Here is a 24,778-nt window from a genome sequence, read left to right on the forward strand (position 1 = left end):
ACCACCATTTTATTGTTGTCTGCGCTACTGACTTTACCTTTGTTTGCCAGTACCGATACCGAACAATTTCAGAGCCTGCTGGAACGCCAGCAATATCGCAAACTGCAACAACAACTGAATGCACTGCCCGATTTAGCCACACAGCCCCAATTACAATTGCTGCAATATAAAAGTATGTTGTCGTTGGGTGAAGATGAGGCTTTGGAAGCAATACTGGAACAACAAAGGGAAAAACAGCCAGCTTTGGCCGAGTTGTTTTATCTGTCAGCGGTGAATAAATTTAATCTGGCACAATCCGGCAGCATGTTTTCGGCACCGGGCCGCGCCAAAGAAGGTTTGGCCCTATTGCAACAAGCCATCAGCATGGACCCGGCTAAAGTGGAATATCAACAAGTGCTGGTTAGTTTTTATGCTGCAGCGCCTGGTATTGCCGGTGGTGATATCGACAAAGCGCAAAAACTGGCCGATGCACTTTATGCAAAAGATGCGGTACAGGGTGCACTGGCACAGGCTGAGGTGTTACAGCAGGATGACGTGAAAAAAGCACTGACGCTGTTACAAAACGAAATTAAAAAATCGCCACAACAAGCCGAGTTATTACAAAGTTATGCCGGGCTGCTCAGTCAGGATAAACAACATCAACAAGCCAGCAGTTATTATCAACAAGCAGCTGCGCTTTTTTCTGAAGTGACACCTCAGTACGCCAGCCTGTACCAGGTAGGCCGCCTGGCGGCACTGGAAGGCATTGATTTAACTGCAGGTCAGCAGGCGCTGAGCCGTTATGTTGAGTTTTATCAGGGCAGTGATCACAGTTTTTATCCCTGGGCTATTTTACGCCTGGCACAAATACAGCTGCGTAATAAAGACGAAGCTGCAGCAAAGGCCACTATAGCGCCGTTGCTGGCCAATGAACCCACACAAAAAAAGCTGCGTAACGAATTAAAAACCTTTATCAAACAATTAAATCAGCAAAAAAGCTAAGCCTGAACCGGCAGTGCTGCAGCGCTGCCTTTTTCTCCTTTGATTCTGTTTTTCCAGCCAGAACAACACTGCAGTTATAAGCACAAGCAGATATACTGTTTTTTATTTTCCACAGTGGAGTCTGTTTATGGTCAAACCTATTGATATGTCGTTGGTTGAAAATGCTTTGGCTGGTTTTACCATTCCTCCACAACCTGACGTTCTGCTGCGAATTCAACAGGAAATTGAACTGGAAGATCCGGATATCAATACCATAGCCGCACTGATTAATATGGATATTGGCATTGCCGGTTTTACCCTCAAAGTAGTGAACTCTGCTTATTTTGGCCTGCGTCGTAAAATCAGTTCTATTGAACATGCCTGTAAGTTTCTTGGTTTAAACCGCGTCATTAAGCTGGTCACCAGTGTGGTGTTGCGGTTTACGTTAAGCGATGGCCGCAGTGACCCTTTTACGCTGAAACTGTGGAACAGCGCCATGAATGTCGGCAGTGCCGCTATGTTAATTGCGCAACAACTGCGCCTTGGCAGCGACTGTGCCGACGACTGTTACAGTCTGGGTTTATTCCATAATGCTGGTATCAGCCTGATCCAAATGCAGTTTCCCGATTACGCCAAAGTGCTGAAAGTTGGTTTGAGCAATCAATTGCCTTACACAGGTATAGAACAACGTTATTTTCATACCAACCATGAAACTCTGGGTTATCTGATAGCACAAGCCTGGGGCCTGGCACCGGAAATAATTAATGTGATTGCCAGCCATCACAACCCCGAACCCATGTTGTTATCGACCGATTTATATGAAAAACGGCTGTTTGCCATTTTAAAACTGGCCGAACATTTAACCGGTGAAGAAGAAACTTTGTTTGATGTGAATTTAGAAACCGAATGGCGGCAATATGGTGAAGCCATTCTGGATATTCTGGAGCTGGACGAAATGCAAATGCCGGATTTAGGTGACTATCTGCTGCAAAACGGGGTCGAGAACCACTATCACCGCTAACCACCACTTCTTCAGTGACAGACAGTGCCGCTGTGGCTTGCAGTGGCACTTCCAAGCAAATCCGCTGCACTTTATTGGCACAAACAAAAACACAACTGCACCAAGCCTGGGCAAGCCGGGCCATCTGAATACGTATTCATCTTGTTGTTACCGCCAATTCAAGTTATCAAAGCAGGCAATGTAGTTTGGCAATAAAAGCATTGCTGGCAGCTAAAACAGCGAATCACTTTACAACAGCATGTTTTTACAGCGAAAAATAGCACGCAGGCGGGTAAATCCCGCCTTATTGTTGTTTGCACGTTTCAGCTGATTTGTGCGCTCTGCACAGAAAATGTGTCTGCTATGCTAGCTACAACTAAAAAACAGTTATCCGACCACGGATACACAGCACTCGACGGGGAATCAGCATGCAACAACAAAAGCCCAATCTTAGTTTTTGGCAGATCTGGAACATGTGTTTTGGCTTTTTGGGCGTGCAATTTGGTTTTGCCTTACAAAATGGCAACGTCAGCCGGATTTTCCAGACTTTAGGCGCCAGCATTGATGAAATTCCCATTCTGTGGATAGCAGGCCCGTTAACGGGTTTATTGGTGCAGCCTGTTGTGGGTTATTTCAGCGACCGCACCTGGAATAAACTGGGCCGGCGCCGTCCTTATTTTTTCTACGGTGCTGTGCTGACCACGCTGGCGCTATTTTTTATGCCAAATTCACCCACGCTTTGGATGGCGGCCGGCATGTTGTGGATTCTAGATGCCTCCATCAATATCACCATGGAACCCTTCCGCGCTTTTGTCGGTGACAACCTGAACCAACAACAAAGGCCACTTGGTTTTTCGATGCAGAGCTTTTTTATTGGTACCGGTGCAGTAGTGGCTTCCGCTTTGCCTTATATGCTTAGCAACTGGTTTGACGTCGCCAATACAGCCCCTGCCGGTGAAATACCAGATTCAGTCAAATATTCGTTTTATGCCGGTGGAGTGGTGCTCTTTGTTGCTGTGCTCTGGACAGTAATGCGTTCTACCGAATATAGCCCGGCACAACTACAGGCTTTTGGTGAAGCTGAAGATGAAAAATCAGCATATGGTGATAACAAAGCGCGTTATTGGCGCAGTGGCGCTTTATTTGGCCTGATTGGCACTACAGCTGTAACGGCGGTCTGGTTTTATAGCCTGGATAAACAGCTGTATGTGTTAGGTGGCTGCTTATTGGCTTTTGCTTTGCTGCAATGGCTGGTCAGCGTACAGAAAAACCATAACGGCAACGGTATGTTAGTGCAAATTGTCGATGACCTTTTTACCATGCCAACTACCATGCGCCATTTGGCTGTGGTGCAATTTTTCTCCTGGTTTGCGTTATTTTCGATGTGGATTTACACCACCGCAGCTGTCACTTCAGTGCATTACGGAAGTTCCGACCCAACTTCAGCAGCTTATAACGACGGCGCCGACTGGGTGGGTTTGTTATTTGCCATTTATAACGGTTTTGCCGCTATTGCCGCCATTATCATTCCCTGGGTGGTCAAACGCACTTCATTACAAATCAGCCACAGTATCAACCTGCTCTGTGGTGCTTTGGGTTTAGTGTCGTTTTTATGGATAGACGATCCAAAACTGCTGTGGCTGTCGATGATTGGCGTGGGTGTTGCCTGGGCTTCTATTTTGTCTTTGCCTTATGCCTTGTTGGCCGACGCTTTGCCCAGCCAGAAGATGGGCGTTTATATGGGCATGTTTAACTTTTTTATTGTGCTGCCGCAGCTACTTGCCGCTTCTGTACTCGGCACTTTATTAAATTTGTTTTTTGACGGTCAGGCCATTTACGCGCTGGCGCTGGGCGCCGGCAGTCTGGTGATTGCCGCCTTTTATGTGCTGACCATTCAAGTGAAAAGCCAGCACCACTGAATTTACAGCTGACGCCTTTAGCGTCACAGAACACGGGACTTGTTGATGAAAGCCTATTTACCTTTAACAACTTTTTGTACCGCCTTATTGCTGAGCGCCTGTCAGCCAGCAACTGACTCAGCCACCCCAACGGCACCTGGCGCGCCTGGTGTTGCTTCGACCTGGGCTTATGCCGGCAAACAAGGTATTGGCAGCTCTTACGAACAATATCATCAGGGCGCTTACAGCGATCAGGCAGCCACTGGTGTTGTGTCTAAAGTGTGGTTTTCAATAGCACAAGGGGTGCTGACCGAAACTATGTCTGGCCTTATTCATCAGGCGCAGCTCCGTGAAATGCAGTTTGTGGTCAAAGGTGCCGGTTTTGTTGATGAAGAAAAAACCGCTACTGTTTCCAGCATCGATTATTTATACAAAGACGCCGCTGGCCGTCCATTGTCTTTGGCTTATAAAGTGCTGAATAAAGCCAAAAACGGCCAATACGAAATTGAAAAACACATTTTTACCGACCCATCCGGCCAAAGCCTGGTGGTGCGTAGTTATTTCCGCCCTTTGGCTGACAATTTACAGCTGTTTGTTTATCTGGACCCTGCGCTTGGCAACACCGGCAGCAACGACAAAGCTTATGTCAAAAACAACATGATTCATGCCGTTGAAGGCAGCTCAGCCTTAACCTTAATAAGCCAGCCAGCTTTTAAACAAGCCAGCACAGGTTTTGTCGGTGTTTCTGATGGCCTGACAGAACTTAAAACCAGCCAGACATTTAATAACCTTTACCAAAACACAGGCGAAACCGCCGGTAATGTGGCGGCTTTGGCAGAACTGCCAGCGGTGAAAAAAGGTGAAAGTGGCCAGTTTGATTTAGTCATTGGTTTTGGCGACAGCCCGGACAACAGTGAAGTTGCAGCACAAAACACTTTCAAACGTGGTTTGGATACAGTACTGGCTGAATTTAACGGCCTGGGTGACGCTATTGGCTGGCAGGATTATCTGCAAAGCCTGCCGCAACTGGCAACTCTGGCCGATACCGCCATGGACAACGGCAAGCTGCTGTATACCAGCGCTATGGTGCTCAAAGCCCAGGAAGATAAAACCCATGCCGGTGCTTTAATTGCTTCTTTGTCGAACCCATGGGGTGATGTTAAATCGGCTGAACAAAGCCAGACCGGTTACAAAGCCGTATGGCCACGCGATTTTTATCAGGTGGCCATGGCTATGCTGGCGCTGGGTGATGAACAAAGCCCGAAAGTGGCGTTTGAATATTTAACCAAGGTGCAAGTCAGCGACAAAACGCCGGGTTATGTTGGCGCGCCTGGCTGGTTTTTACAAAAAACCCATGTCGACGGCACGCTGGAATGGGTGGGCATTCAGCTTGATCAAACCGCTATGCCTATTATGTTGGGCTGGCGTTTATGGCAACAAGGTTTGTTGTCGGAAACTGAATTAAAAACCTGGTATAGCCGCATGCTCAAACCAGCCGCCGATTTTCTGGCCAAAGGTGGTCAGGTGAAACTCGACTGGAATGATATTGCTTTAACTCCGCCTTCTACCCAACAAGAACGCTGGGAAGAACAAGGGGGTTATTCACCTTCCACTATTGCTGCTGTGATAAGCGGTTTAGTGGTAGCCGCAGATATTGCCAAACTCAGTGGTGACACAGCTTCTGCTGAGCTTTATCTGCAAAAGGCCGATGAATACAGCAGCAATCTCGAAGCCAAAACCTTTACCACCCAAGGCACACTGAAGCAGGCGCCAAGTGATGGTCAGTATTATCTGCGTATTAACAGCAACGACAATCCAAACGATCAAAGCAAACTGGCCGACCGCAATGGCATCAGCAATATCAACGAAAGTGATGTGGTCGACGGTGGTTTCCTGGAATTAGTGCGTTATGGTGTGCGCAGTGCCGACCATCAGGCAGTGCTTGCCACTTTGGGTGAGTTGGATGACCAGAACCTGCCGGACGCGCTCAGAGTGAAATATGAATTCAGCTTTGCCGGTATCGAAGGCAAATTACCAGGCTGGCGCCGTTATGGTTTAGACGGTTATGGTGAAGACACCGAAACATCCATGGCTTATGCCAAAGGGCCAAACGACGCCAATACAGCAGGCCAGCGTGGCCGGGTCTGGCCAATTTTTTCCGGTGAACGTGGCCATTATGAATTGGCGCTGCTGCAAAGCCAAAAACAGCCACTGAGCGCTGAAACAATACAGCCGCTGCGCCACAACTATGTGCAGGCGATGGAGCAATTTGCCAACGAAGGCATGATGTTACCTGAGCAGGTTTGGGACAATGTCGGCAATAACAGCGTTTATCAATACAGCTCAGGTGAAGGCACCAATGGCGCTACACCATTGGCCTGGAGCCATGCCGAATATATCAAACTGTTACGTTCGTTAAAGGATCAAAAGGTGTGGGACAGGTACCAGCCAGTTGAACAACGATACAGCAGCAAATAAATAACAACCCCCAGCTCTCCCGCCCCCGGTGTCTTGTTGCGATGCAAACATCGGGGGTTTTTCTTTGCGGACATAACATGGGGACAAGCTTCAGCCGGAAAACTTTAGCGCCAGCGATGCTGACGCCACAGCTGCTGCTGTGCTTCAGTTAAAAAAGTCCAGGCGATAAAACGGCTTTGTTTATTACCTTGAGCCATCTCAACCAACTGCTGCTCAGCAACGCCGGCTTGTTGCAATTCAGCCTGCAACAAAGCAACATGCTGCTGTTTAGACACCAGACAACTAAACCAAAACACCTGACCGGCCACAGCTTTGCTTTGTTTTATCATGCGTTTGATAAAAGCCAGTTCACCACCTTCACACCAGAGTTCATGCGCTTGTCCGGCAAAATTAAGTGTTGCAGCGTCTTTGGCAAGACCCAGATTTTGTCTTTTACGGTCGCTACCGGCACTGGCCTCTGCTGCACTTTGGTGAAAAGGCGGGTTACACAAAGTAGCGTCCAGGTATTCACCTGGCTTGAGTAAATGGTCAAAAATATGCTGATCTGAAGCTTGTTGACGCAGTTCAATTTTATGACCAAGCTGATGGGCCTCAATCAGGCTTTGGGCATGGCTAAGCGCAGCGCCGTTGATATCCGAACCGAGCACCTGACAGCCCAATGTTTTTACTGCCAGCAGCGGATAAATTAAATTGGCACCACAACCTACATCCAGCAATTTCATCTTACTGAATTTTGGTTTTTTGCCTTGATTGTTTTGTTGTAATAAATCAGCCAGATACAACAAATAATCCAACCTTCCCGGCACTGGCGGACATAAATACCCTTCAGGTAAATCCCAATGTTGCAGGCCATAATGATGCGCCAACAAGGCTTGGTTTAAGGTTTTTACTGCTTTGGGGTCGGCAAAATTAATACTTAGCTTGCCGCCTGGCGTGGTTAGCAAAAAAGGGCTTAACGCCGGCAAAGTGTTGGCCAGCGCCGCCATATCATAACCTTGCTGATGTGGATTGGCCGGATGCAATGGAGCAGCTGCTGCTTTAGAGCGCTGCGGTACAGAATTTTTTTTCATATCAGGTAAGGCGTTTTCCGCTCAACTGGCGCCACAGGAGCGACGGATGATAATTTTGGGTTCAATTTCGGTTTGTTCTATGCCCTGCTGCGCAATGAGTTTTAACAAATTCACCACCAGCATTTCACCGGCCAGCGTGGTGTTTTGCTGAATAGTCGTGAGCGCAGGTGACGAAAATGACGCCACCGGAATATCGTCAAAACCAACTACAGCAACATCAGCAGGCACTTGCATACCTTGTTGTTGCAGAGCCCTGATAACACCAATGGCAATCAGATCACTGGCGGCAAAAACTGCATCTGGTCTGTGACCTGCTGCCAGCAGTTTTAAAGTCGCGTCAAAACCTGCTTGTTCAGTGGAAATCGCATCAAACTGCGGCACTGCCTCTGCTTTAATGTTCTGCGTTGACAACGCCTGAATAAAACCTTGATAACGTTCGAAAAACTCCGGACTGTGTTCGGAAGCATTGCCAATAAATGCAAAAGATTTGCGGCCAAGTTTTAATAAATGTTCACCAGCCAGCCTGCCGCCCTGCTGGTTATTGCTGCGAATAGTAAATTCCGGGTGGCCATGCACTTTGGCGCCCCAGCAGACAAAATGGGTTTTTTGCGCCAGTAGCTGGTTGAGCTTTTCTTCATAATCAATAAAGTCGCCGTAACCCAACAAAATAATGCCGTCGGCTTTTTTACTGTCTTCATATTCGGCATGCCAGTCGTCGCTGAGCTGCTGAAAAGACACCAATAAATCATGGCCTCTTTTAGTACAAGCACGGGTAATACTGCCCAGCATCGACAGGAAAAACGGGTTAATTTGGGAATCATCAACAGTTGGATCTTCAAATAACAATAACGCCAGCGTGCCGCTGCGTTGTTTACGCAGGTTGCTGGCGTTTTTATCTACTTTGTAATTCAGCTGTTTGGCAATGGCAAAAATGCGATCTTTGGTTTCCTGATTGACCGCCGGACTGTCGCGTAATGCACGCGATACCGTCGATTGGGACACACCGGCCTGATAGGCAATATCAAAAGAGGTTGCTTTACTTTTCATCTTTATTCCCCGTCAAAAAAGAATGCGGACAAGGAATAACTGCTGCTAATGATGGAGACTGACACCGCACTTACCTCAGACTTTGCCGAACTGCGAGCAGAACAGGTGAAAACACCTGCCTATAAGGAGTGCTAAGGTGCCATAACCCAAGCCCCAAAGGCAAGGCTCATGCGATCTTCGTTGTTTATCTTGCTGGCCGCTGACGGCTTAAATTTAACGACAAAACAGCGGGTTGTTTGTGCTGTGATGCCGTAGTGACAACAGTTGGCTCTGGTATGACTGCCGCTGCCCGGCTGCTGTCAGTGATATGAACACAAGAACCCAACAGATTTAACAAGGCAAAAGCCAGCAGTTGATTGCGGATCACCAACAAAGGTTGTGGCTCAGACTCTGACAAAATATTTCTCCTCTGGCTGAAAGTAGAACTGCAGTGTAAAAAAAACTGGGCTATAGCTCTGTGACAAATCTGCCTTCATTTTGTGAAACATTGTTATTTGTGCTTAAGCTCAGCATGCACAAATGCTAAAGTGCCTGAGTGTTTATCAGATGAGCTGTAGTTTATGCGCCTGCTGTTAATTCTCGCCTGTAGTTTGCCGTTATGGGCTTCGGGTAACGAGTGCCAACAAGAATCCAATGCCAAGGCCGGCCACTGTATTGAGCCGGGGCAGTGGCATTTTGCGCTGGCTGCAGGTGCAGGTCACAGATCTAACCCGTTAAATGGCGGCCATAATTTTCCACTGTGGTTGATCCCCGATCTGAGTTATTACGGCCAGCACTGGTTTTTTGACAACGGCACCCTTGGTTATAACTGGCAACTGAACCCATCATGGCAACTGAGCCTGGTCAGCCGGCTCAACGAAGAACGCGGTTATTTCCGCCGCGCCGATGCCAGCAATTTATTCGAAAAATTTATGGTCAGTGATATGGGTCTGGCCGGACCAACACAAAAAGTTGCTGCTGTACCCGAACTTTCTATTGATGATGTAGCCAAACGCCCAACCGCTGTTGATGCTGGTTTGCAACTGGATTGGTTTTCAACAGATTTACAGCTGAAAGCCAACTGGTGGCACGATGTGTCCGGCCGATACCATGGCCAACACGCCAGCATCAGCGCCAGCACTGGCTGGCAAAGCAGCTTCGGGCAATGGCAACTCAGTACCACTTTGCACTGGAAAAACGCGGATTTAATCAATACCTATTATGGTGTTGCTGAAGAACAGTATTTTTCCAGTTATTATCAGACCGGATCAAGCTGGCAACCTGAGCTGAAACTGACCTGGAGTTATCCACTGACAACAGATTGGTCGGCTTTAGCTTTTTACCGGCATCGCTTTTTGGATGACGCGATGACCAATAGCCCGCTGGTGAATGAAGACAATATCCGGAGCTGGTTTGTGGGAGTAACTTACCGATTTTTCTGATGCAAGGACGTACCATTTTTGTTGTGATGTTTTTAAGCTTTTGCTGCTGGGCAGCACAGGCGGCAACACCTTGTGCGCAAATTTTGTGCTGGCAGGTGGCTCCTACAGTTTGCCTGTTGGATCAACAACAAAACAGCTGTCAGCTGCCACTGCAATTAAACTGGCAAAGCCCCAGGCCCATGTCAATCTGTGCTTATTTGAATAACCTGCAACTGACCTGCTGGTCAGCAACACAACAGGGCCAGCTGCAGCAACAATTACCGCTGGAAGGCCCGGCCCAACTCGAATTACGCGACATGCAGCAGCAAGTGCTGTTGCAACAACAATTAACAGTGTTAAGCCGGCAGCCGGAACGACGGCGCAGACTGGTAGCCCCCTGGAGTGTTTTCTGATGAGCAAAATTTTGTTGGTTGAAGATGATCAGCGCCTGGCGGCTCTGGTTCAGAGTTTTTTATTGCAACAGGGTTTTGAAGTGCGGCTGGAAAACAATGGTCTGGCCGTTGAAGCGGCTTGCCGTGAATTTCAACCTCATCTGATAGTGCTGGATCTGATGTTGCCCGGTATGGATGGTTTTGCCATCTGCCGTACTATCCGTCCCTGGTTTAAAAATCCGATCCTGATGCTGACAGCGAAGGAAGGTGATATTGACCAGGTGCTTGGGCTGGAACTTGGTGCCGACGATTATGTGATAAAACCGGTAGAGCCCAGAGTATTGCTGGCGCGTATTCATGCTTTGTTACGCCGCAGTCAGCCCGCAGGCAGTCAGGAAACCACTGAACTGGAATTTGGTCAGCTGAAACTCAGTCAGTCAGCCCGCGAAGCTTATTTCGCCGGTCAACTGGTAGAGCTGACCAGCTATGAATTTGATTTATTGTGGATGCTGGCAAAAAACGCTGGTCAAACGGTACGCCGTGAAGCCATTCACAAACAAATTATCGGCCGCGAATATGACGGTCTGGATCGTACCGTTGACGTGCGGGTATCACATTTACGCCGCAAACTGGGTGACAACGCTGATACACCGTTTCGCATCAAAACTGTCTGGGGTAAAGGCTACCTGTTTGTCGCCGACGCCTGGAACTAACATGCGCCGGCTGTTTTTACACTTTTACCTTTTTATGTTGTTGGTGCTGTTAGGCATCGGCTGGAGTGTGGATCGACTTTGGCAACAAAGCCTGCCACAACAACAACCCGGCTGGGTAAGTTTATTGGGCCAAAGCCTGGCTTATCAGCTGAATCAACCTGATACCAACGCCGAACAAATTGCCGACCAGCTGAATTTAACGCTGCAAAACATGCCTATTGATGCTATCGCCTGGTCAGAACCCGAACAACAGGCCTTGGTGCGTGGCCAGCTGGTGCCGCTGTTCAGTGGCAATATGGTGTATTTTTACCAACACAGTCAGGACGAAAAACAGCTCCTGCAATTTGGTCCTGTTGAAATAGACGCCAGCAGCCATCAGGGTTATTTTTTCACTTTGTTATTTTTTGCTTTGCTCGCTATTGCTGTTGCTTTGTGGTTATGGCCGCTGGCGCGGGATATTCAGCAACTACAACGTCAGTTACAAAAGTTCGGCCAGGGCATGCAACTACCGGAACAAAAACTACCGGCTCATTCTTTACTTGCGCCTATTGCCAACAGCGCCCAACAAATGGCAGAACAAATCCGCCGGTTGGTCGCTCTGCAACGGGAAATGACCCATGCCGTTTCACATGAACTTCGCACACCACTGGCAAGGCTTAGTTTTGCCCTGGAAATGCAGAATATTGCTGAAAACGATAAACAAGCCATGCTGCAGGACGTCAAAGAACTGGACCAGCTGGTCGATGAAATGCTTGATTACGCCAGGCTGGAATCCCAATCGGTGCAGCTAAAACCAGAGCAGGTTAATCTGGCCGAATTGCTGGACAATCTGGTGGAAAAACTGACCCCACTGCCGGGTGCAACTATCTCGCTGCAACACCCACCTCAGCTATGGTTATTGTGTGATGGCCATTATCTGGAACGTGCACTACAAAATCTGCTGGTAAACGCCAAAAGGTACGCCAAACAACAAGTTTTGTTATCGTTGCGGCAGGAACAGGATCAACTGGTGTTTTGTGTTGAAGATGATGGTCCCGGTATTGCGCCGGCACAACGCGACAAAATTTTGCAGCCTTTTGTCCGTCTCGACGAAAGCCGCTGCAAGGGTCATGGTGGTTTTGGTTTAGGTCTGGCTATTGTAAGTCGTATTGTCAGCTGGCATCAGGGGCAGATCCTGATTGGCGATTCTGCCCTGGGCGGTGCTTTGTTTCAATTGCGGCTGCCAATAAAACAGCCGCAGCACAGTACATCCTGATGAAGTTACAAGCCCAGGTTGGATAAAAAGTCGTCGTCAACCAGACTTTCGGCATCAGCAACTTCGGCTTGATTTTGCTGATTTGCATTGGCCAGAATGTCGTCCACATTTTCATGTTCAACTTTTTCAAAATCATGCAGCTGGATAAATTCTGTTTTATCCATCGCCAGCTCCATATAAAAAATATTATGGGAAGGCGTACTGAAGGTTACCCGGCGGGCTTGTGGCTGGTCCAGCTGAGTATTAATTAAAATTTGCACCTGTTTATTAATCGCCATCATTTTCGGCTGGCTCTGATTGATGGACGTTTGCAAATCAACCCGCACTCTGTTGGTAAAATCACCAACAATTTGGTTCATCAGTTCGCCCATCACATTACCCACTTCGTCTGAAGTGTGGAACTGCGCCAGCTCAGACTCAGGCATGCCCATACTCATCATATATTTACGGTAAATTTCCATGGCCGCTTCAGAGGTGAAATTAATAATCACCAAACCAGAAAAACCGCCGTCAAATAATACAAAACAGCCAAGATCCGGTCGCAGGCAGGTTTTGTGAATTTTCTGCACCATAGGTGAATATGCCACCTGTGCATTACCAGCAGCCGCAAGCACCTGCGTCACGGACGAGCAAAGTGTTAACAGAATCTCTTCTGTTGTAATGATTTTATTTTTTCTCATGTAGGCTCCCAAATGGCCCCGGATAACAACAATGATGACTGTCAGAGATTGGATTAACAGTCACATGAACGACTTAGCTTAAGGATCGGTAATCATCAAATACTAAGCCACCGCCCGTCTGCATGCAACTTTGTTACTGAATTGTCTGAGCTTTGGCGACAAAACAGCACTTTGCGAAAAGCATCGGGTGCGCTAAGGTGTTGGCATTGCTTTTAACCAGATGATTTGCAGAGGAAATAGCTCAGATGCAGCTGACTGTGGATCCCTATGCCGACAAATCTTATGTACGACAGCTCAAGCAACTGATCAGCAGTTTATTGTCAATCAGCAAATTTCAGCATTCAGTGTATGGACAGGCCAGTCAGTTTTTCCAGCAACAGCAACAGCAGAAAAACCAGCTCAGCCAGCTGCAACAAGCCTTTGACGAAGCCCAGCGCCAGCTGGGTTCAGCCAACGCCAAATCCGAAGCCAGACTGGTGCAACAAGCACAACAATGTCAGCAAGCGCTCAAAGCGGAGCAGGACAAACAAGAACAAAAACGGCTGAACAACTACAGTCAGTTGTATCTGTTGTGCCAGCAGTTTTTACAGATGATCGAAGGCAACAACAGGGCAGAAACTATTCTGCGTTCGTCAAAAATGCTGGGCACACTACAATTGCTGGCGCCAAGTGAAGGTGAACAAATTGCCACTGTGCAGCAAAAATACAAACCTTTTTACAAAGCCACGCTGAGTTTACGTTTGCTGGACCATTTGCTGGCACAAGGCATGATCAGCAGCAGTTATATTCTGCAAAAAGCCAAAGCACGCAAAACCTCTGTTGAAGCCGGCAGTTATTGCCCCTTTCGCGATGATGTACAAATTCCGTTGTTGATGGCTTTGTTGTTACAGGACATCGGCCATTCACATCCGGAGGCACTGTTGATCCTGACAGGTCCGGATGGCAAGTTACCGCGCAGCCGCGAACTACAAACACAAGAGCGCAGCCGTTTTCTCGATATTAGTTTACAGGCCAGTCTGCAGTTTTTATTAAAAGGTATAGGTGCGCCCAGATACAGGGGAAATTCCAGGCCGGAACGGGATGCTTTTGATAAAAATGAACAGGATAAACTGGCATTTGCGACGACCTTATTAAAAAATGCCGGTAAGCCGGGCGCTGGAGTTGGTAACCTGTTAAAAATCCCACAGGTTTATGCTTCGGCTGTGTTGCCGGGCCGCAACAGATTTGATTATCAGGCTTTGCCAAAGGTGGCATTAATTTTAAAAACCGGAGCAGCAGCCGGCCAGTATGATGAGCGTATGGTGCAGTCTTTGCTCAGCATTACCGGGATATTCCCGCAAGGCTACGGCATTGTATTTTTACCCAAAGATGCCAAGGGTCAGCCGCTGGACCGCTACGAATTTGCCATTGTAAATTCGTTATACCCACCCCAGCCTGAAGCACCTTTGTGCCGTATTGTCACCCGCAATTTGCATTACCGTCATAATTTACCCAACTGCAATATCAGCGTGGCTTCGAACCTATATTTCAAACCAGCACGCCAGCAACTGGAAATAATTCCCCAACAACGTCTGGAGGAAATTTTAAAAAAACTATCTTCTGACTTTGCGCCCGGGCGGTTAAGGCGTTTATTACCCCGTTATTGGCATCCTGATGAGTTTTTTGCTGATCCCCGCCACCAGAATCTATGGAATCGCACTGAGCTGCGCGATAACTGACTTTTTACTGACCACTATTGCCGACAAGCCGGAATACTGATGACTGAAAAAGAAAAAATGTTAAATCAACAATGGTTTAACCCAAGGGATACCGAACTGAGTAAAGCACGTTCAGCTGCAAAACAAGGCTGCCGGGCGCTGAATCAACAAGGGCCTGAACCTTTTAAAACCCATCAGCAGCTGGCAAAACAACTGTTTGGCAAAGTGCAGTCTTGTTATATAGAACCGGATTTTTATTGTGATTATGGTTTTAATATCGAACTGGGCGCCCGTTTTTACGCCAATCATCATTGTGTGATTCTGGACGCTGCGCCTGTGATTATTGGCGACGATGTGATGTTTGGCCCTGGAGTACAACTCTACACTGTCACCCACCCACTGGATGCCACCAGCCGCGTGACCGGCCTTGAAATGGCAAAACCTATCCGTATTGGCCATAAAGTGTGGATTGGTGGTGGCGCTATTGTATTGCCCGGTGTTTGTATTGGTGATGAAGCTGTGATTGCCGCCGGCAGCATAGTGACCAAAGACGTCGCCGCCGGTATGCTGGTGCAGGGTAATCCGGCCAAAGCGGTACGTCAGGTTAGCCCGTCACCTCAGGCGAACTCCATAGATTAAGCCTTTTTCTGTGCAGTAAATCGACAGATTTATCACCAAAAAAGCCGATTTTATGCGCTTTTTCCGAACTGTGAAGGGGCTACAATAGCGGCTTTTAATGCCCTGGAACCTTGTTCACCATGTCACGCCCTGCGCCTTCCTTTGCCCTTATTTTGTTATTTGCCGCCATTATTGCCACTACACCGCTGGCCATTGACATGTATTTACCCGCCATGCCACAACTGGCCGACAGCCTGCACACAAATGGCGTGCTGGTGCAGCAGTCTTTGAGTATCTTTCTGGCATTTTATGGTTTAGGTATGTTGTTATTTGGCCCACTGGCCGATGCTGTTGGCAGGCGTCCACTCGCGCTTTGGGGTTTAACCGGTTTTATTGTCGCCAGCCTTCTGCTCAGTCAAACCGACAGCATTGAATGGTTTTTAACCTGGCGGGCACTGCAGGCGCTGGCTGGCAGCGCAGCCACTGTGGTGGTGCCAGGTATTATCCGGGCCATTTATCAGCAGCATACCGCCAAAGGTATGTCTTATGTGTCTATGACCATGATGCTGGCCCCTTTGTTGGCTCCTGCTATTGGCAGTCTGGTGTTGTTTCTGGGTAGCTGGCATTGGATTTTTGTGGTGCTGGCGCTTTATGCGTTGGTGATTCTGCTGTTGTCGGCAAAATTTCTGCCGGAAATAAACAGCAAAGCGCAGCGCAATAAACTGGATTTTTTTGGCTCTTACCAGGTGGTGTTTGCCCATAAAGCAGCAAGGCCGTTAATTGCCATTTCGATGTTTGCATCTTTTAGTTTTTTTTGCTTTTTAACTGCTGTGCCTTTTGTTTATATCGAACACTTTGGAGTGGATGAGCAGATGTTCAGCCTGCTGTTTGGCCTGAATGTGCTGATGCTGATTGCCGCCAACTTTATTAACAGCCGTTTAGTCAGTCGCCTTGGCAGCCCAAACATGCTTAAAGCCGGTTGGTTCAGTGCATTGTGTTTTGCCGTGGGTCTGGTGCTGGTGAGTAGCCTGGATTTAAGTTTGTTTTGGACAGTGCTGATGATAGCGCCTTTAATGGCAAGCCTTGGTTTAATTGCCACTAATGCCGACGCGCTGATTTTAATTGCCTTTCCGAAACACAGCGGCACTGCAACTGCGGTGATTGGCACCTTAAGATTTGGCGCCGGCGCGCTGGCCGGGCCTTTGCTGGCACTCTGGCCACAACAAAACACTTTGCCTTTTGCACTTTTGATGTTGTCAGGCGTGCTGGCCATCACACTGGCAAGGTTTTTTATGCAACAGATTGAAACGAAAACAACAGCTGAATTAAGTTAAACGTTTTAATTCAGCAGTTAACAGAGCCACTATATCCTGACTGCTGCGTAGTAAACGCAGTTGTTCAAATAACACAGCCGCTTCTGGGTATTGCAGTTTTAAATAGCTAAACCACTGTTTAATACGATTGGCGTAATATTGGCCTTTGTCACCGGCCATCTCAAACTCGGAATACCGCATCAGCAGCCTGAGCACTATGGGCCATGGCATGGCCTCACCGCCGCTGGCAATACGTTTGGCCAGGTTGGGCTGCGCCAAAGCGCCCCGTCCCAGCATAATGTCGCTGCTGCCGGATTGTTCACGGCATAACAGTGCATCTTCCGGTTGCCAGATTTCACCATTGGCAATGACCGGAATATCCACCACAGCACGGATTTGGGCTATCCAGGGCCAATAGGCCGGTGGCCGGTAGCCATCACTTTTGGTGCGGGCATGTACTGTCAGCTCAGAAGCGCCGGCTTCATAAAAAGCGCGGGCATTGTCGAGGGTCAGGCTGGTGTCGTCATAACCCAACCGCATTTTGGCGGTGACAGGGAAATTTTTTGGCACTGCATCACGCACCGCTTTAACAATGGCATACAGCTGCTCGGTTTCGCGCAGCAGTACAGCACCACCTTTGCTTTTATTAACGGTTTTGGCCGGGCAACCAAAGTTCAAGTCAACACCAGGTGAACCCAATTCCACCGCACGCACCGCATTTTCGGCCAGCCAATTGGGTTCTTGTCCTAATAACTGCACCCGCACCGGTGTGCCGGAAAGGGTTTTGCCGTCTTGTAATAACTCAGGACAAAGGCGGGTAAACACTCTTTTTGGCAGCAGTTGGTCCACCACACGGACAAACTCAGTGATGCACAAATCAAAACCACCAATTTCGGTCAGCATTTCACGCATCAGGTGGTCAACCACACCTTCCATCGGAGCCAGAATTATCCGCATCACAGAGCCTCTTTAAAAACGGCCGTCAGTGTAATGACTCAGACCACGAAAAGCCACCACAGCGCGCTTTTGCTGCGTTTGGCCGAATGGCGCTTCTGGGTTACACTAAGCACCAGTTTGCATTAAGCAGAGCAGCAATATGAGTTCGAGCAAAGCGTTAAAAAAGAAGATTAGTAAAAGAGCCAAACAGAAAAAAAATATTCAGGTGAAAAATTCCATCCGGCTGAAGGCAAAACAAAGTGAAACCGCAACTGAAGTGCCGGCAGCACAGGTTGACGACACACCAGAGCAACAATAAAAAACCGCACTTTGATAAAACAGCTCAGCAATAACTCAGTGGATGTTATTGCTGCGTCCTCTGTTAAGCCCTCAGCTGCACTGTGACAGTGACCATAGCGTGGTCGCTGCTGTATGCGTCTTGTTGATAATCCGGCCGCACCAGATGGCTGTCGCTGATTAACACTTCAGTCACGCTGGCAAGGCACACCGGGTTGTTGTGGTCAAAGTCGGCTGACAACAAACAATAATCCAGTGTAGAGCCTGTGGCGCCATAATAATGGCTGGCTGGCCTTTGTGCTGGCGCGTTTTGCCATAACAACCAGGCGTCCTGTAACTGCAATAGTTGCCCAGGTGCCGTCAGATGACTGAGCCAGTCTGAAGTTAAAGCATCGTTAAAATCCCCGGCCAGCACCACAGGGCGGCCACTTTGTTTTTGCTGCTTGCTGATAAGCTCCAGCAACAGTGCGGCTTCATAAGCCCGCTGCGCTGAAGCGGCAAAACGGCCTAATGTTTCGCTGCCACCACCGTCGGTCACCGCAGTAAGAGCACGGCGTGATTTCAAATGCACTGTATAAAAATCACAAGCGCCAATACCGGGCAACAGCACTTCAGCCCACAAAGGCGGCCTGCTGAATTGAAAATCTGCCAGCCCGAGCGCCTTTAATAACTCAGGATCCGGGCTTAGCGCCGCCTGCTGTCTGATGGGAAAACGGCTGGCCAGCGCCACCACAGGTTGTTGATAAAAATGGTTGTCAACCAACACAGGCGCACCGGCCACGGCAAAATAACCATAACCCAATTCCAGCAACAACTGTTTTAACTCGTTGACACTAAACACTTCCTGCAACATCAGTACATCAGGCGAATTGGCCAGAATGACACGGCGCAACCAGTTGGTTTTTTGCAACCACTGCGCCTGGCTGTAAATGTTGTCAAACTCGTAACTTGCCAGCGGCGGCGCAGCAAAGTTCTGTAAGTTTAAAGTGCTGAATCTGAGAATGGTTTTCACCTACTGCCAGGCTCCTGTGACGCCGCCATTTCGCTGCGCAGCAGCTTCAGCTCCTGCCGGATAGCCCGCAGCTCTTCGTGCAAAGCTCGCTGCTCCAGCGCTTCATGTTGTTTGTCCTGCTCGCGCTCTGCCGCATGCTCTTCTTCACTGAAGGTTTGCATGGTGTTGACGATAATGGCAATAAACAAATTAAGCATGGTAAAAGTGGCCACCAGAATAAAAGGCACAAAAAACATCCAGGCCAGCGGATAGGTTTCCATCACAGGTCTGGAGATGCCCATAGACCAGCTTTCCAGCGTCATTACCTGAAAAAGTGTATAAAAAGAACGGCCTATATTGCCAAACCACTCAGGAAAAGCCGCGCCAAACACTTTAGTCGCTATCACGGCAAAGACGTAATAAATCAGCAATAACACCATGGCAATGGAAGCCAGGCCAGGCAAAGACCCCAACAGCGCCGATACCACTCGTTTCATCGAAGGCACCATCGACAAGACTCTGAGTACCCGCAGCACCCGAAGCGAACGTAATACTGCCAGCGGACCTGAAGCCGGTATTAACGCAATGGCCACTACCGCAAAATCAAATAAATTCCAGGCGTCTTTAAAAAAGGCGCCACGATACGCAAAAATACGTAACAGCAGCTCAAGCACAAAAACTGTTAATAACAACCTGTCTGCACCATGTAACAGGCTGCCATATTGCGCCATTAAATCGGCTGAGGTTTCTAAACCCAGCAGCACGGCATTGATTAAAATCAGACTTAAAATCAGTCGGTTAAACCAGGATTTTTCCACCAGTTCCTGCACTTTTGCCTGCAGGCTGCTGTCACTAAGCTGCGCTTCTAATTCCATATTGAACTCCGATAAAGAATGTGGCGGCGATTGTAGCCAGCACAGCTGCAATTGCCCAGCAGCATTCGGAATTTGCCTGCTGAAAATCAGCTGACAAACACTGCCAGAACCTTTTTGCCAGGAAACTTGCCAAAATCTTATTGCTGCCGTTTAATCGCAAGCTGAAAAAAGGAGTTTTTATGCATCGTTTATTACAGCTGTTGTTTGTCGGTATTTTGGCTTATCTGGCTTATAGCTTCTGGCAAAAGGATACAGGCCTGCCTTTATTGCCTGTTATAGGCAAAGGCCTTTGCAGCACACCCCTTGGCTGGAAACTGGGTTATCTCGACCCTGCTTTTAATCTGACCGAAACAGAAGCAACTGCAGCTATCAGCCAGGCAGCACAAATGTGGAATCAGGCCTTTGGCCGCACTTTATTGCAACAAGATCCACAAGGTTTTGTCATCGATTTTCGTTTTGATGCCCGCCAGCAACAGCTGCTAAAACAACGTTTACTCAGCCGCAATCTCAACAGATACGACCAGGCCATCGAACCTGGCCGCGAAAATCTGCCACAACAATTTGCCGCCTTACAGCAACAAATTGATAGTTTTAATCTGCAAACAGCGCAGCTACAACAACAAATAGCGGCTTTTAAACCAGACGCGCCTAATGCAGCCTCCGAGCGTGCCCAACTCGAGCGCCGCCAGCGGGAATTAAAGCAGGAAGCCGACTGGCTGGAGCAACAAAGACAGCAGCTGGTGCGGGATCAGGATTATTTAAACGAAACCATTAAACAGCGTAATGCGTTATTAACCGAAGCTGGCCCAGCCGCCATCAGTGGCCCTTTTGAAGTGGGTTTAATGAAAATCCGTGGCCAGGAACGGCTGATGACCATTTATGCATTTGGCTCGCAGCAGGATTTAGTAGCAACTTTGGCACATGAATTTGGCCATGCTTTTGGCGTTGAACACACCAGCGCCGAAGATTCAATTATGTATCACAGTCTGAGCACGCAGCAGGCCATGCTGACCGCTGTTGATATTGCTGCTTTACAATCTCAATGTGGTTTTTAAACAAACTCAGCGCGGGAACGCCGTCATCAGACAGATGATGACGGCACTAACTCAGGTCAATCAGGCCAGATGTTTGCGTTCGGCTTGCGCCGTGATCAAGGACAACAATCTGTCCAGATTTAACCGCTGGTAAGGCATAGTGCGCAGCGGTTTGCCCTGGCGGGCGATACTGATGTGCTGTTCGGCCAGAGTGATCACCGCGTTTTGTGTGATGATCTGTTGGCCTTCAAGACGATATGAACAGCGGGCGAGTTGCAGAAATTGCAGGATACGGGGTCGCGCATTGTGTGGCATGGGTTTTACACCTCTTTTTTGCTATAGGGTTAGCGCGGTTTCACCATCACAACCAACCACCAGAATTGACACAGCTAACCGGCACACCCCTTGGCCAGAAATTATGCCATTCCCCCCGCGGCGATACGACTGTCGCTGGCTATTCCGGTGAAATCGCTGCTTGTGTGACTGACAGATCTCAACAGAAGTTCCGCCTCTCTGGTCTGACCTTTTTTATAAGCTCAAACGGCTTTGGCCTTTGCCGTTAAAGGTTTTTATCCATGTTTTTATCTGCTGTGACAGAGCTCAGTTTCAGGTACTCTGGGTTTTGTTATGCCAGCCAAAGGAACAAAGATGAATCTGGACAAAGCAAAAAAACGTATCGCAAAACAAGTCAAAAAGGGTTTTGACGGTTATCCGTTGATTTCATTAGCCTATTTTGGCGTCACTGCAGATTGTGCCAACAAAGTGGAAGTCACTTTTTTGGCTGATAAAGCTGCAGAAGCACAAGTGCAGACCTTTAGCAGCAACACGGACGCCCGGGAAGATGAAACCATTCAGTCGGTACTGGTGAAAATTATCGAAAGGGCAGAACCCAAAACAGTCACTGAAATTGCTGGTGTGACAGTAAGCAGATAACAATAAGCCCTGCCCTTGCTCTGCCGGACAACATTGTTTCGCCAACAGCTGATTAGTTTTAGATCATCAGCCCGCGCCATCCGTTGCACCTTGTTTATTCACCCTAACTTTTACCAGAATGCCTTGTTTCTGCTGAAAATGACCAGCTATGCTGTACCCTCAATGTATACAAAAAAGGAGTCACCCCCATGGAACAGGCAACAATCAACGAACTTTTAGCCATTTTGCAGGCACGTTTTCAGCACAATATGCAGCGGCACAACAGTCTCAACTGGCAACAGGTGGCAGAAAAATTACAACAGCAAGATGCCAAACTGCAGACTTTGTGGCAAATGGAACAAACAGGTGGTGAACCCGATGTGATAGGTCAGGAGCTACCAAGTGGCGAATTGTTATTTTGTGATTGTTCAGCGGAGAGCCCTACCGGCAGGCGCAGCCTGTGTTACGACCAGCAAGCGCTGGATAAACGCAAAGAAAACAAACCTACAGGTGCGGCGGTAGAACTGGCGTTACAGATGGGCGCTGAGCTGTTAACAGAGCAGCAATACCGTCAGCTACAAAGCCTTGGTGAATTTGATAAAAAAACTTCAAGCTGGGTGGCTACACCCTCACAAATCAGAGATTTAGGGGGGGCGCTGTTTTGTGATCGTCGTTATAACCAGGTTTTTGTTTATCACAATGGCGCTGAATCTTATTATGCCGCCCGTGGATTCCGGTTATTGCTTAGGGTGTAACACCTGATTGTGCCCCGAAGCGCCCCGTACCGCTCTCCTGGCCGCCCACAGAGTGGGCGGCGCTATCGCGGACTGACACCAAACATTGGTCTCAGTAAAGCCCGCGCTAGCCCTGCAATAGCGGCATACCGTGCATCCATGCCCGTCACCGGCTTTTTGCTCCGAAACGCTCTGTGCCGCTCTCCCGGCCACCCACAGAGTGGGCGGCGCTATCGCGGCCTGACGCCAAACTGTTGGCGTCAGTAAAGCCCGCGCTAGCCCTGCAATAGCGGCATACCGTACTTCCATGTACATAAAAAAAGCCCCGCGGTTTTCACCAGCGGGGCTTTTCTTCAAGCTAACAGCTACTTAGTTTTTAGCAGCAGCAGCTTTCTTTTCTTTTTCTTTCTGGATCACTGCGTCAGCCACGTTTTGTGGACATGGAGCATAGTGAGAGAATTCCATAGAGAACTGACCACGGCCAGACGTCATAGTACGCAGTGTAGAGATATAACCGAACATCTCAGACAGTGGTACGTCGCCTTTGATACGAACGCCAGTTACACCAGCTTCCTGACCAGAGATCATGCCACGACGACGGTTTAAGTCACCGATTACATCACCTACGTGATCTTCTGGCGTGAACACGTCAACTTTCATGATTGGTTCTAACAGCTGAGCACCAGCTTTAGGCATGGTTTGACGGAAAGCGCCTTTGGCAGCGATTTCGAACGCGATGGCTGATGAGTCAACTGCGTGGAAACCACCGTCGAATACTTCAACTTCTACGTCTAATACCGGGAAGCCAGCCAGAGTACCGGTTGACATCATGCCAGCAAAACCTTTTTCAATCGCAGGCATAAATTCTTTTGGAACGCTACCACCAACTACTTTTGATACAAAAGTGAAGCCTGTGTTTTGCGCGCCTGGACGAATGCGGTAGTCGATTTTACCGTATTGACCTGAACCACCAGATTGTTTCTTGTGGGTGTAGCTGTCTTCAACTTCACGGGTAATAGTTTCGCGGTAAGCAACCTGTGGTTGACCTACAACTAACTCAACACCGTAAGTACGTTTCAGAATGTCTACTTTGATATCTAAGTGCAGTTCACCCATACCTTTGAGGATGGTTTCGCCTGAGTCAACGTCAGTTTCAACACGGAAAGTTGGATCTTCAGAAACCATCTTACCGATAGCGATACCCATTTTCTCAACTGAACCTTTGTCTTTTGGCGTTACAGAGATAGAAATTACCGGCTCTGGGAAGATCATTGGTTCTAAAGTACATGGTGCTTTTGGATCACACAGCGTGTGGCCAGTCTGAGTGTTGTTTTTCAGACCTACCAGCGCGATGATGTCACCGGCCTGAGCAGTTGTCAGGTCAGTACGGTCATTCGCGTTCATTTCAACCATACGGCCGATACGCTCTGTTTTACCAGTGAATGAGTTCAGTAAGGTATCACCCTTGTTCAGAACACCTGAGTAAATACGGATGAATGTCAGGGCGCCAAAACGGTCGTCCATGATTTTGAAAGCTAAAGCGCGGAATGGCTCGTCAGCAGAAACGATAGCGTATTCGCCAGTTGGAGCACCTTCTTCATCAGTCAGTGGCTGTGGGTTTACTTCAGTTGGTGATGGTAAATAATCAACAACAGCATCCAACACTAACTGCATACCTTTGTTTTTGAAGGCTGAACCACAGTAAGTTGGGAAGAAAGCCAGTTCACGTGTACCTTTACGGATACAACGTTTGATGTCGTCGATTGAAGGTTGTTCACCTTCCATGTACGCCATTAACAGGTCGTCGTCTTGTTCAACGGCAGTTTCAACTAACTGTTCGCGGTACATTGCAACGTCGTCAGCCATATCAGCTGGGATATCAACAACTTTGTAGTTTTCTGGTAAGCCAGAATCATCCCACACGTATGCTTTTTCAGTCAGCAGGTCAACCACACCAACGAAGGTGTCTTCACGGCCGATTGGCAACGTCATGATCAGTGGCTGAGCGCCCAGAACGTTTTTAACCTGTTCTGTTACGCGGATGAAGTCAGCACCGATACGGTCTAACTTGTTTACGAAAATCAGACGAGATACTTTCGCGTCGTTGGCATAACGCCAGTTGGTTTCTGACTGAGGTTCAACACCACCAGAACCACAGAATACACCGATACCACCGTCTAATACTTTCAGAGAACGGTAAACTTCAACTGTGAAGTCAACGTGGCCTGGGGTATCGATAACGTTAAAACGGTGACCTTTCCAGAAACAGGTTACAGCTGCTGACTGGATAGTAATACCGCGCTCTGCTTCCTGAACCATGAAGTCAGTTGTTGATTCACCTTCGTGAACTTCACCTATCTTATGGATTTTACCGGTCAGTTTCAGGATACGTTCGGTAGTAGTGGTTTTGCCGGCATCAACGTGGGCGAAGATACCAATGTTTCTGTATAACGATAAATCTGCTGACATAGTCATCTC

Annotated in this window: 24 protein-coding genes; 15 read left to right on the forward strand and 9 right to left on the reverse strand. The window is 48.2% G+C overall.

Features of this window, described 5'->3' with window-relative positions:
* The 4 genes from RCH83_RS14325 to RCH83_RS14340 form a co-directional block, all read left to right on the forward strand.
* Positions 1-981 (forward strand): hypothetical protein (locus RCH83_RS14325; RefSeq protein WP_306523284.1); only part of this gene is annotated, 981 nt, incomplete at its 5' end.
* Between the two features lie 127 nt (positions 982-1,108).
* The gene (locus RCH83_RS14330) at positions 1,109-1,981 is read left to right on the forward strand and encodes an HDOD domain-containing protein (protein WP_306523286.1); all 873 of its coding nucleotides are present in this window, start codon (positions 1,109-1,111) and stop codon (positions 1,979-1,981) included.
* A 407-nt stretch (positions 1,982-2,388) separates the two neighbouring features.
* Complete coding sequence (locus RCH83_RS14335; protein WP_306523288.1) at positions 2,389-3,879, forward strand: MFS transporter; 1,491 nt, start codon at positions 2,389-2,391, stop codon at positions 3,877-3,879.
* 45 nt (positions 3,880-3,924) lie between these two features.
* Positions 3,925-6,336 carry a glucan 1,4-alpha-glucosidase gene (locus RCH83_RS14340; RefSeq protein WP_306523290.1) on the forward strand — a complete coding sequence of 804 codons (2,412 nt, stop codon included), beginning with the start codon at positions 3,925-3,927 and terminating at the stop codon, positions 6,334-6,336.
* Between the two features lie 104 nt (positions 6,337-6,440).
* On the opposite strand, the gene rlmF is transcribed toward RCH83_RS14340, so the two are convergent.
* From rlmF to RCH83_RS14355, 3 genes are all read right to left on the reverse strand, one after another.
* Complete coding sequence (gene rlmF, locus RCH83_RS14345; protein WP_306523292.1) at positions 6,441-7,406, reverse strand: 23S rRNA (adenine(1618)-N(6))-methyltransferase RlmF; 966 nt, start codon at positions 7,404-7,406, stop codon at positions 6,441-6,443.
* A gap of 21 nt (positions 7,407-7,427) precedes the next feature.
* Positions 7,428-8,453 (reverse strand): LacI family DNA-binding transcriptional regulator, encoded by a 1,026-nt coding sequence (locus RCH83_RS14350; RefSeq protein WP_306523294.1) that lies wholly within the window; start codon positions 8,451-8,453, stop codon positions 7,428-7,430.
* A 184-nt stretch (positions 8,454-8,637) separates the two neighbouring features.
* Positions 8,638-8,850 (reverse strand): hypothetical protein, encoded by a 213-nt coding sequence (locus RCH83_RS14355; protein ID WP_306523296.1) that lies wholly within the window; start codon positions 8,848-8,850, stop codon positions 8,638-8,640.
* A gap of 163 nt (positions 8,851-9,013) precedes the next feature.
* On the opposite strand from RCH83_RS14355, the gene RCH83_RS14360 reads away from it, so the two are divergent.
* The 4 genes from RCH83_RS14360 to RCH83_RS14375 are packed head-to-tail and all read left to right on the forward strand — an operon-like array spanning position 9,014 to position 12,213.
* Positions 9,014-9,874, forward strand: coding sequence for a MipA/OmpV family protein (locus RCH83_RS14360; RefSeq protein ID WP_306523298.1), 861 nt, complete (start codon positions 9,014-9,016; stop codon positions 9,872-9,874).
* Entirely contained in the window at positions 9,874-10,266 is a 393-nt protein-coding gene (locus RCH83_RS14365) for a DUF3019 domain-containing protein (RefSeq protein ID WP_306523300.1), read from the forward strand. The genes RCH83_RS14360 and RCH83_RS14365 overlap by 1 nt, the downstream gene beginning before the upstream one ends.
* The gene (locus RCH83_RS14370) at positions 10,266-10,958 is read left to right on the forward strand and encodes a response regulator transcription factor (protein WP_306523302.1); all 693 of its coding nucleotides are present in this window, start codon (positions 10,266-10,268) and stop codon (positions 10,956-10,958) included. Before RCH83_RS14365 ends, RCH83_RS14370 begins: the two co-directional genes overlap by 1 nt.
* A gap of 1 nt (position 10,959) precedes the next feature.
* Positions 10,960-12,213 (forward strand): ATP-binding protein, encoded by a 1,254-nt coding sequence (locus RCH83_RS14375; RefSeq protein ID WP_306523304.1) that lies wholly within the window; start codon positions 10,960-10,962, stop codon positions 12,211-12,213.
* A 5-nt stretch (positions 12,214-12,218) separates the two neighbouring features.
* On the opposite strand, the gene RCH83_RS14380 is transcribed toward RCH83_RS14375, so the two are convergent.
* Positions 12,219-12,893 carry a DUF3334 family protein gene (locus RCH83_RS14380; RefSeq protein WP_306523306.1) on the reverse strand — a complete coding sequence of 225 codons (675 nt, stop codon included), beginning with the start codon at positions 12,891-12,893 and terminating at the stop codon, positions 12,219-12,221.
* Between the two features lie 245 nt (positions 12,894-13,138).
* Between RCH83_RS14380 and RCH83_RS14385 the strand changes: the two genes are divergently transcribed.
* The 3 genes from RCH83_RS14385 (at position 13,139) to RCH83_RS14395 (ending at position 16,542) form a co-directional block, all read left to right on the forward strand.
* Entirely contained in the window at positions 13,139-14,611 is a 1,473-nt protein-coding gene (locus RCH83_RS14385) for a hypothetical protein (protein ID WP_306523308.1), read from the forward strand.
* Between the two features lie 39 nt (positions 14,612-14,650).
* Entirely contained in the window at positions 14,651-15,229 is a 579-nt protein-coding gene (locus RCH83_RS14390) for a sugar O-acetyltransferase (protein ID WP_306523310.1), read from the forward strand.
* A 119-nt stretch (positions 15,230-15,348) separates the two neighbouring features.
* Entirely contained in the window at positions 15,349-16,542 is a 1,194-nt protein-coding gene (locus tag RCH83_RS14395) for a Bcr/CflA family efflux MFS transporter (RefSeq protein ID WP_306523312.1), read from the forward strand.
* On the opposite strand, the gene RCH83_RS14400 is transcribed toward RCH83_RS14395, so the two are convergent.
* A complete protein-coding gene (locus RCH83_RS14400) occupies positions 16,534-17,478 on the reverse strand; it encodes a tRNA-dihydrouridine synthase (RefSeq protein ID WP_306523314.1) in 945 nt (314 codons plus the stop codon). The two genes, RCH83_RS14395 and RCH83_RS14400, sit on opposite strands and share 9 nt — an antisense overlap.
* A 139-nt stretch (positions 17,479-17,617) precedes the next feature.
* On the opposite strand from RCH83_RS14400, the gene RCH83_RS14405 reads away from it, so the two are divergent.
* Positions 17,618-17,776, forward strand: a complete 159-nt coding sequence (locus RCH83_RS14405; RefSeq protein ID WP_306523316.1) for a hypothetical protein — start codon at positions 17,618-17,620, stop codon at positions 17,774-17,776.
* A 63-nt stretch (positions 17,777-17,839) separates the two neighbouring features.
* Here the strand turns inward: RCH83_RS14405 and RCH83_RS14410 are convergent, their stop codons facing one another.
* Positions 17,840-18,766, reverse strand: a complete 927-nt coding sequence (locus RCH83_RS14410; RefSeq protein ID WP_306523318.1) for an endonuclease/exonuclease/phosphatase family protein — start codon at positions 18,764-18,766, stop codon at positions 17,840-17,842.
* Positions 18,763-19,620, reverse strand: coding sequence for an ion transporter (locus RCH83_RS14415; protein WP_306523320.1), 858 nt, complete (start codon positions 19,618-19,620; stop codon positions 18,763-18,765). Before RCH83_RS14415 ends, RCH83_RS14410 begins: the two co-directional genes overlap by 4 nt.
* A 179-nt stretch (positions 19,621-19,799) precedes the next feature.
* On the opposite strand from RCH83_RS14415, the gene RCH83_RS14420 reads away from it, so the two are divergent.
* Positions 19,800-20,675: a matrixin family metalloprotease gene (locus RCH83_RS14420; RefSeq protein ID WP_306523323.1), complete on the forward strand. Its 876-nt coding sequence runs from the start codon at positions 19,800-19,802 to the stop codon at positions 20,673-20,675.
* Positions 20,676-20,735: 60 nt separating this feature from the next.
* On the opposite strand, the gene RCH83_RS14425 is transcribed toward RCH83_RS14420, so the two are convergent.
* Positions 20,736-20,969 (reverse strand): hypothetical protein, encoded by a 234-nt coding sequence (locus RCH83_RS14425; protein WP_306523325.1) that lies wholly within the window; start codon positions 20,967-20,969, stop codon positions 20,736-20,738.
* A gap of 333 nt (positions 20,970-21,302) precedes the next feature.
* Between RCH83_RS14425 and RCH83_RS14430 the strand changes: the two genes are divergently transcribed.
* Both RCH83_RS14430 and RCH83_RS14435 read left to right on the forward strand, forming a co-directional pair.
* Complete coding sequence (locus RCH83_RS14430) at positions 21,303-21,587, forward strand: hypothetical protein (RefSeq protein ID WP_306523327.1); 285 nt, start codon at positions 21,303-21,305, stop codon at positions 21,585-21,587.
* A gap of 188 nt (positions 21,588-21,775) precedes the next feature.
* Positions 21,776-22,321, forward strand: a complete 546-nt coding sequence (locus tag RCH83_RS14435) for a DUF4256 domain-containing protein (RefSeq protein ID WP_306523329.1) — start codon at positions 21,776-21,778, stop codon at positions 22,319-22,321.
* Positions 22,322-22,669: 348 nt separating this feature from the next.
* Here RCH83_RS14435 and fusA read toward each other — a convergent pair whose 3' ends face one another.
* The gene (gene fusA / locus RCH83_RS14440; protein ID WP_306523331.1) at positions 22,670-24,769 is read right to left on the reverse strand and encodes an elongation factor G; all 2,100 of its coding nucleotides are present in this window, start codon (positions 24,767-24,769) and stop codon (positions 22,670-22,672) included.
* Between the last annotated feature and the right edge of the window lie 9 nt (positions 24,770-24,778).

The organism is Rheinheimera sp., assembly GCF_030824435.1.
Classification (GTDB): domain Bacteria; phylum Pseudomonadota; class Gammaproteobacteria; order Enterobacterales; family Alteromonadaceae; genus Pararheinheimera.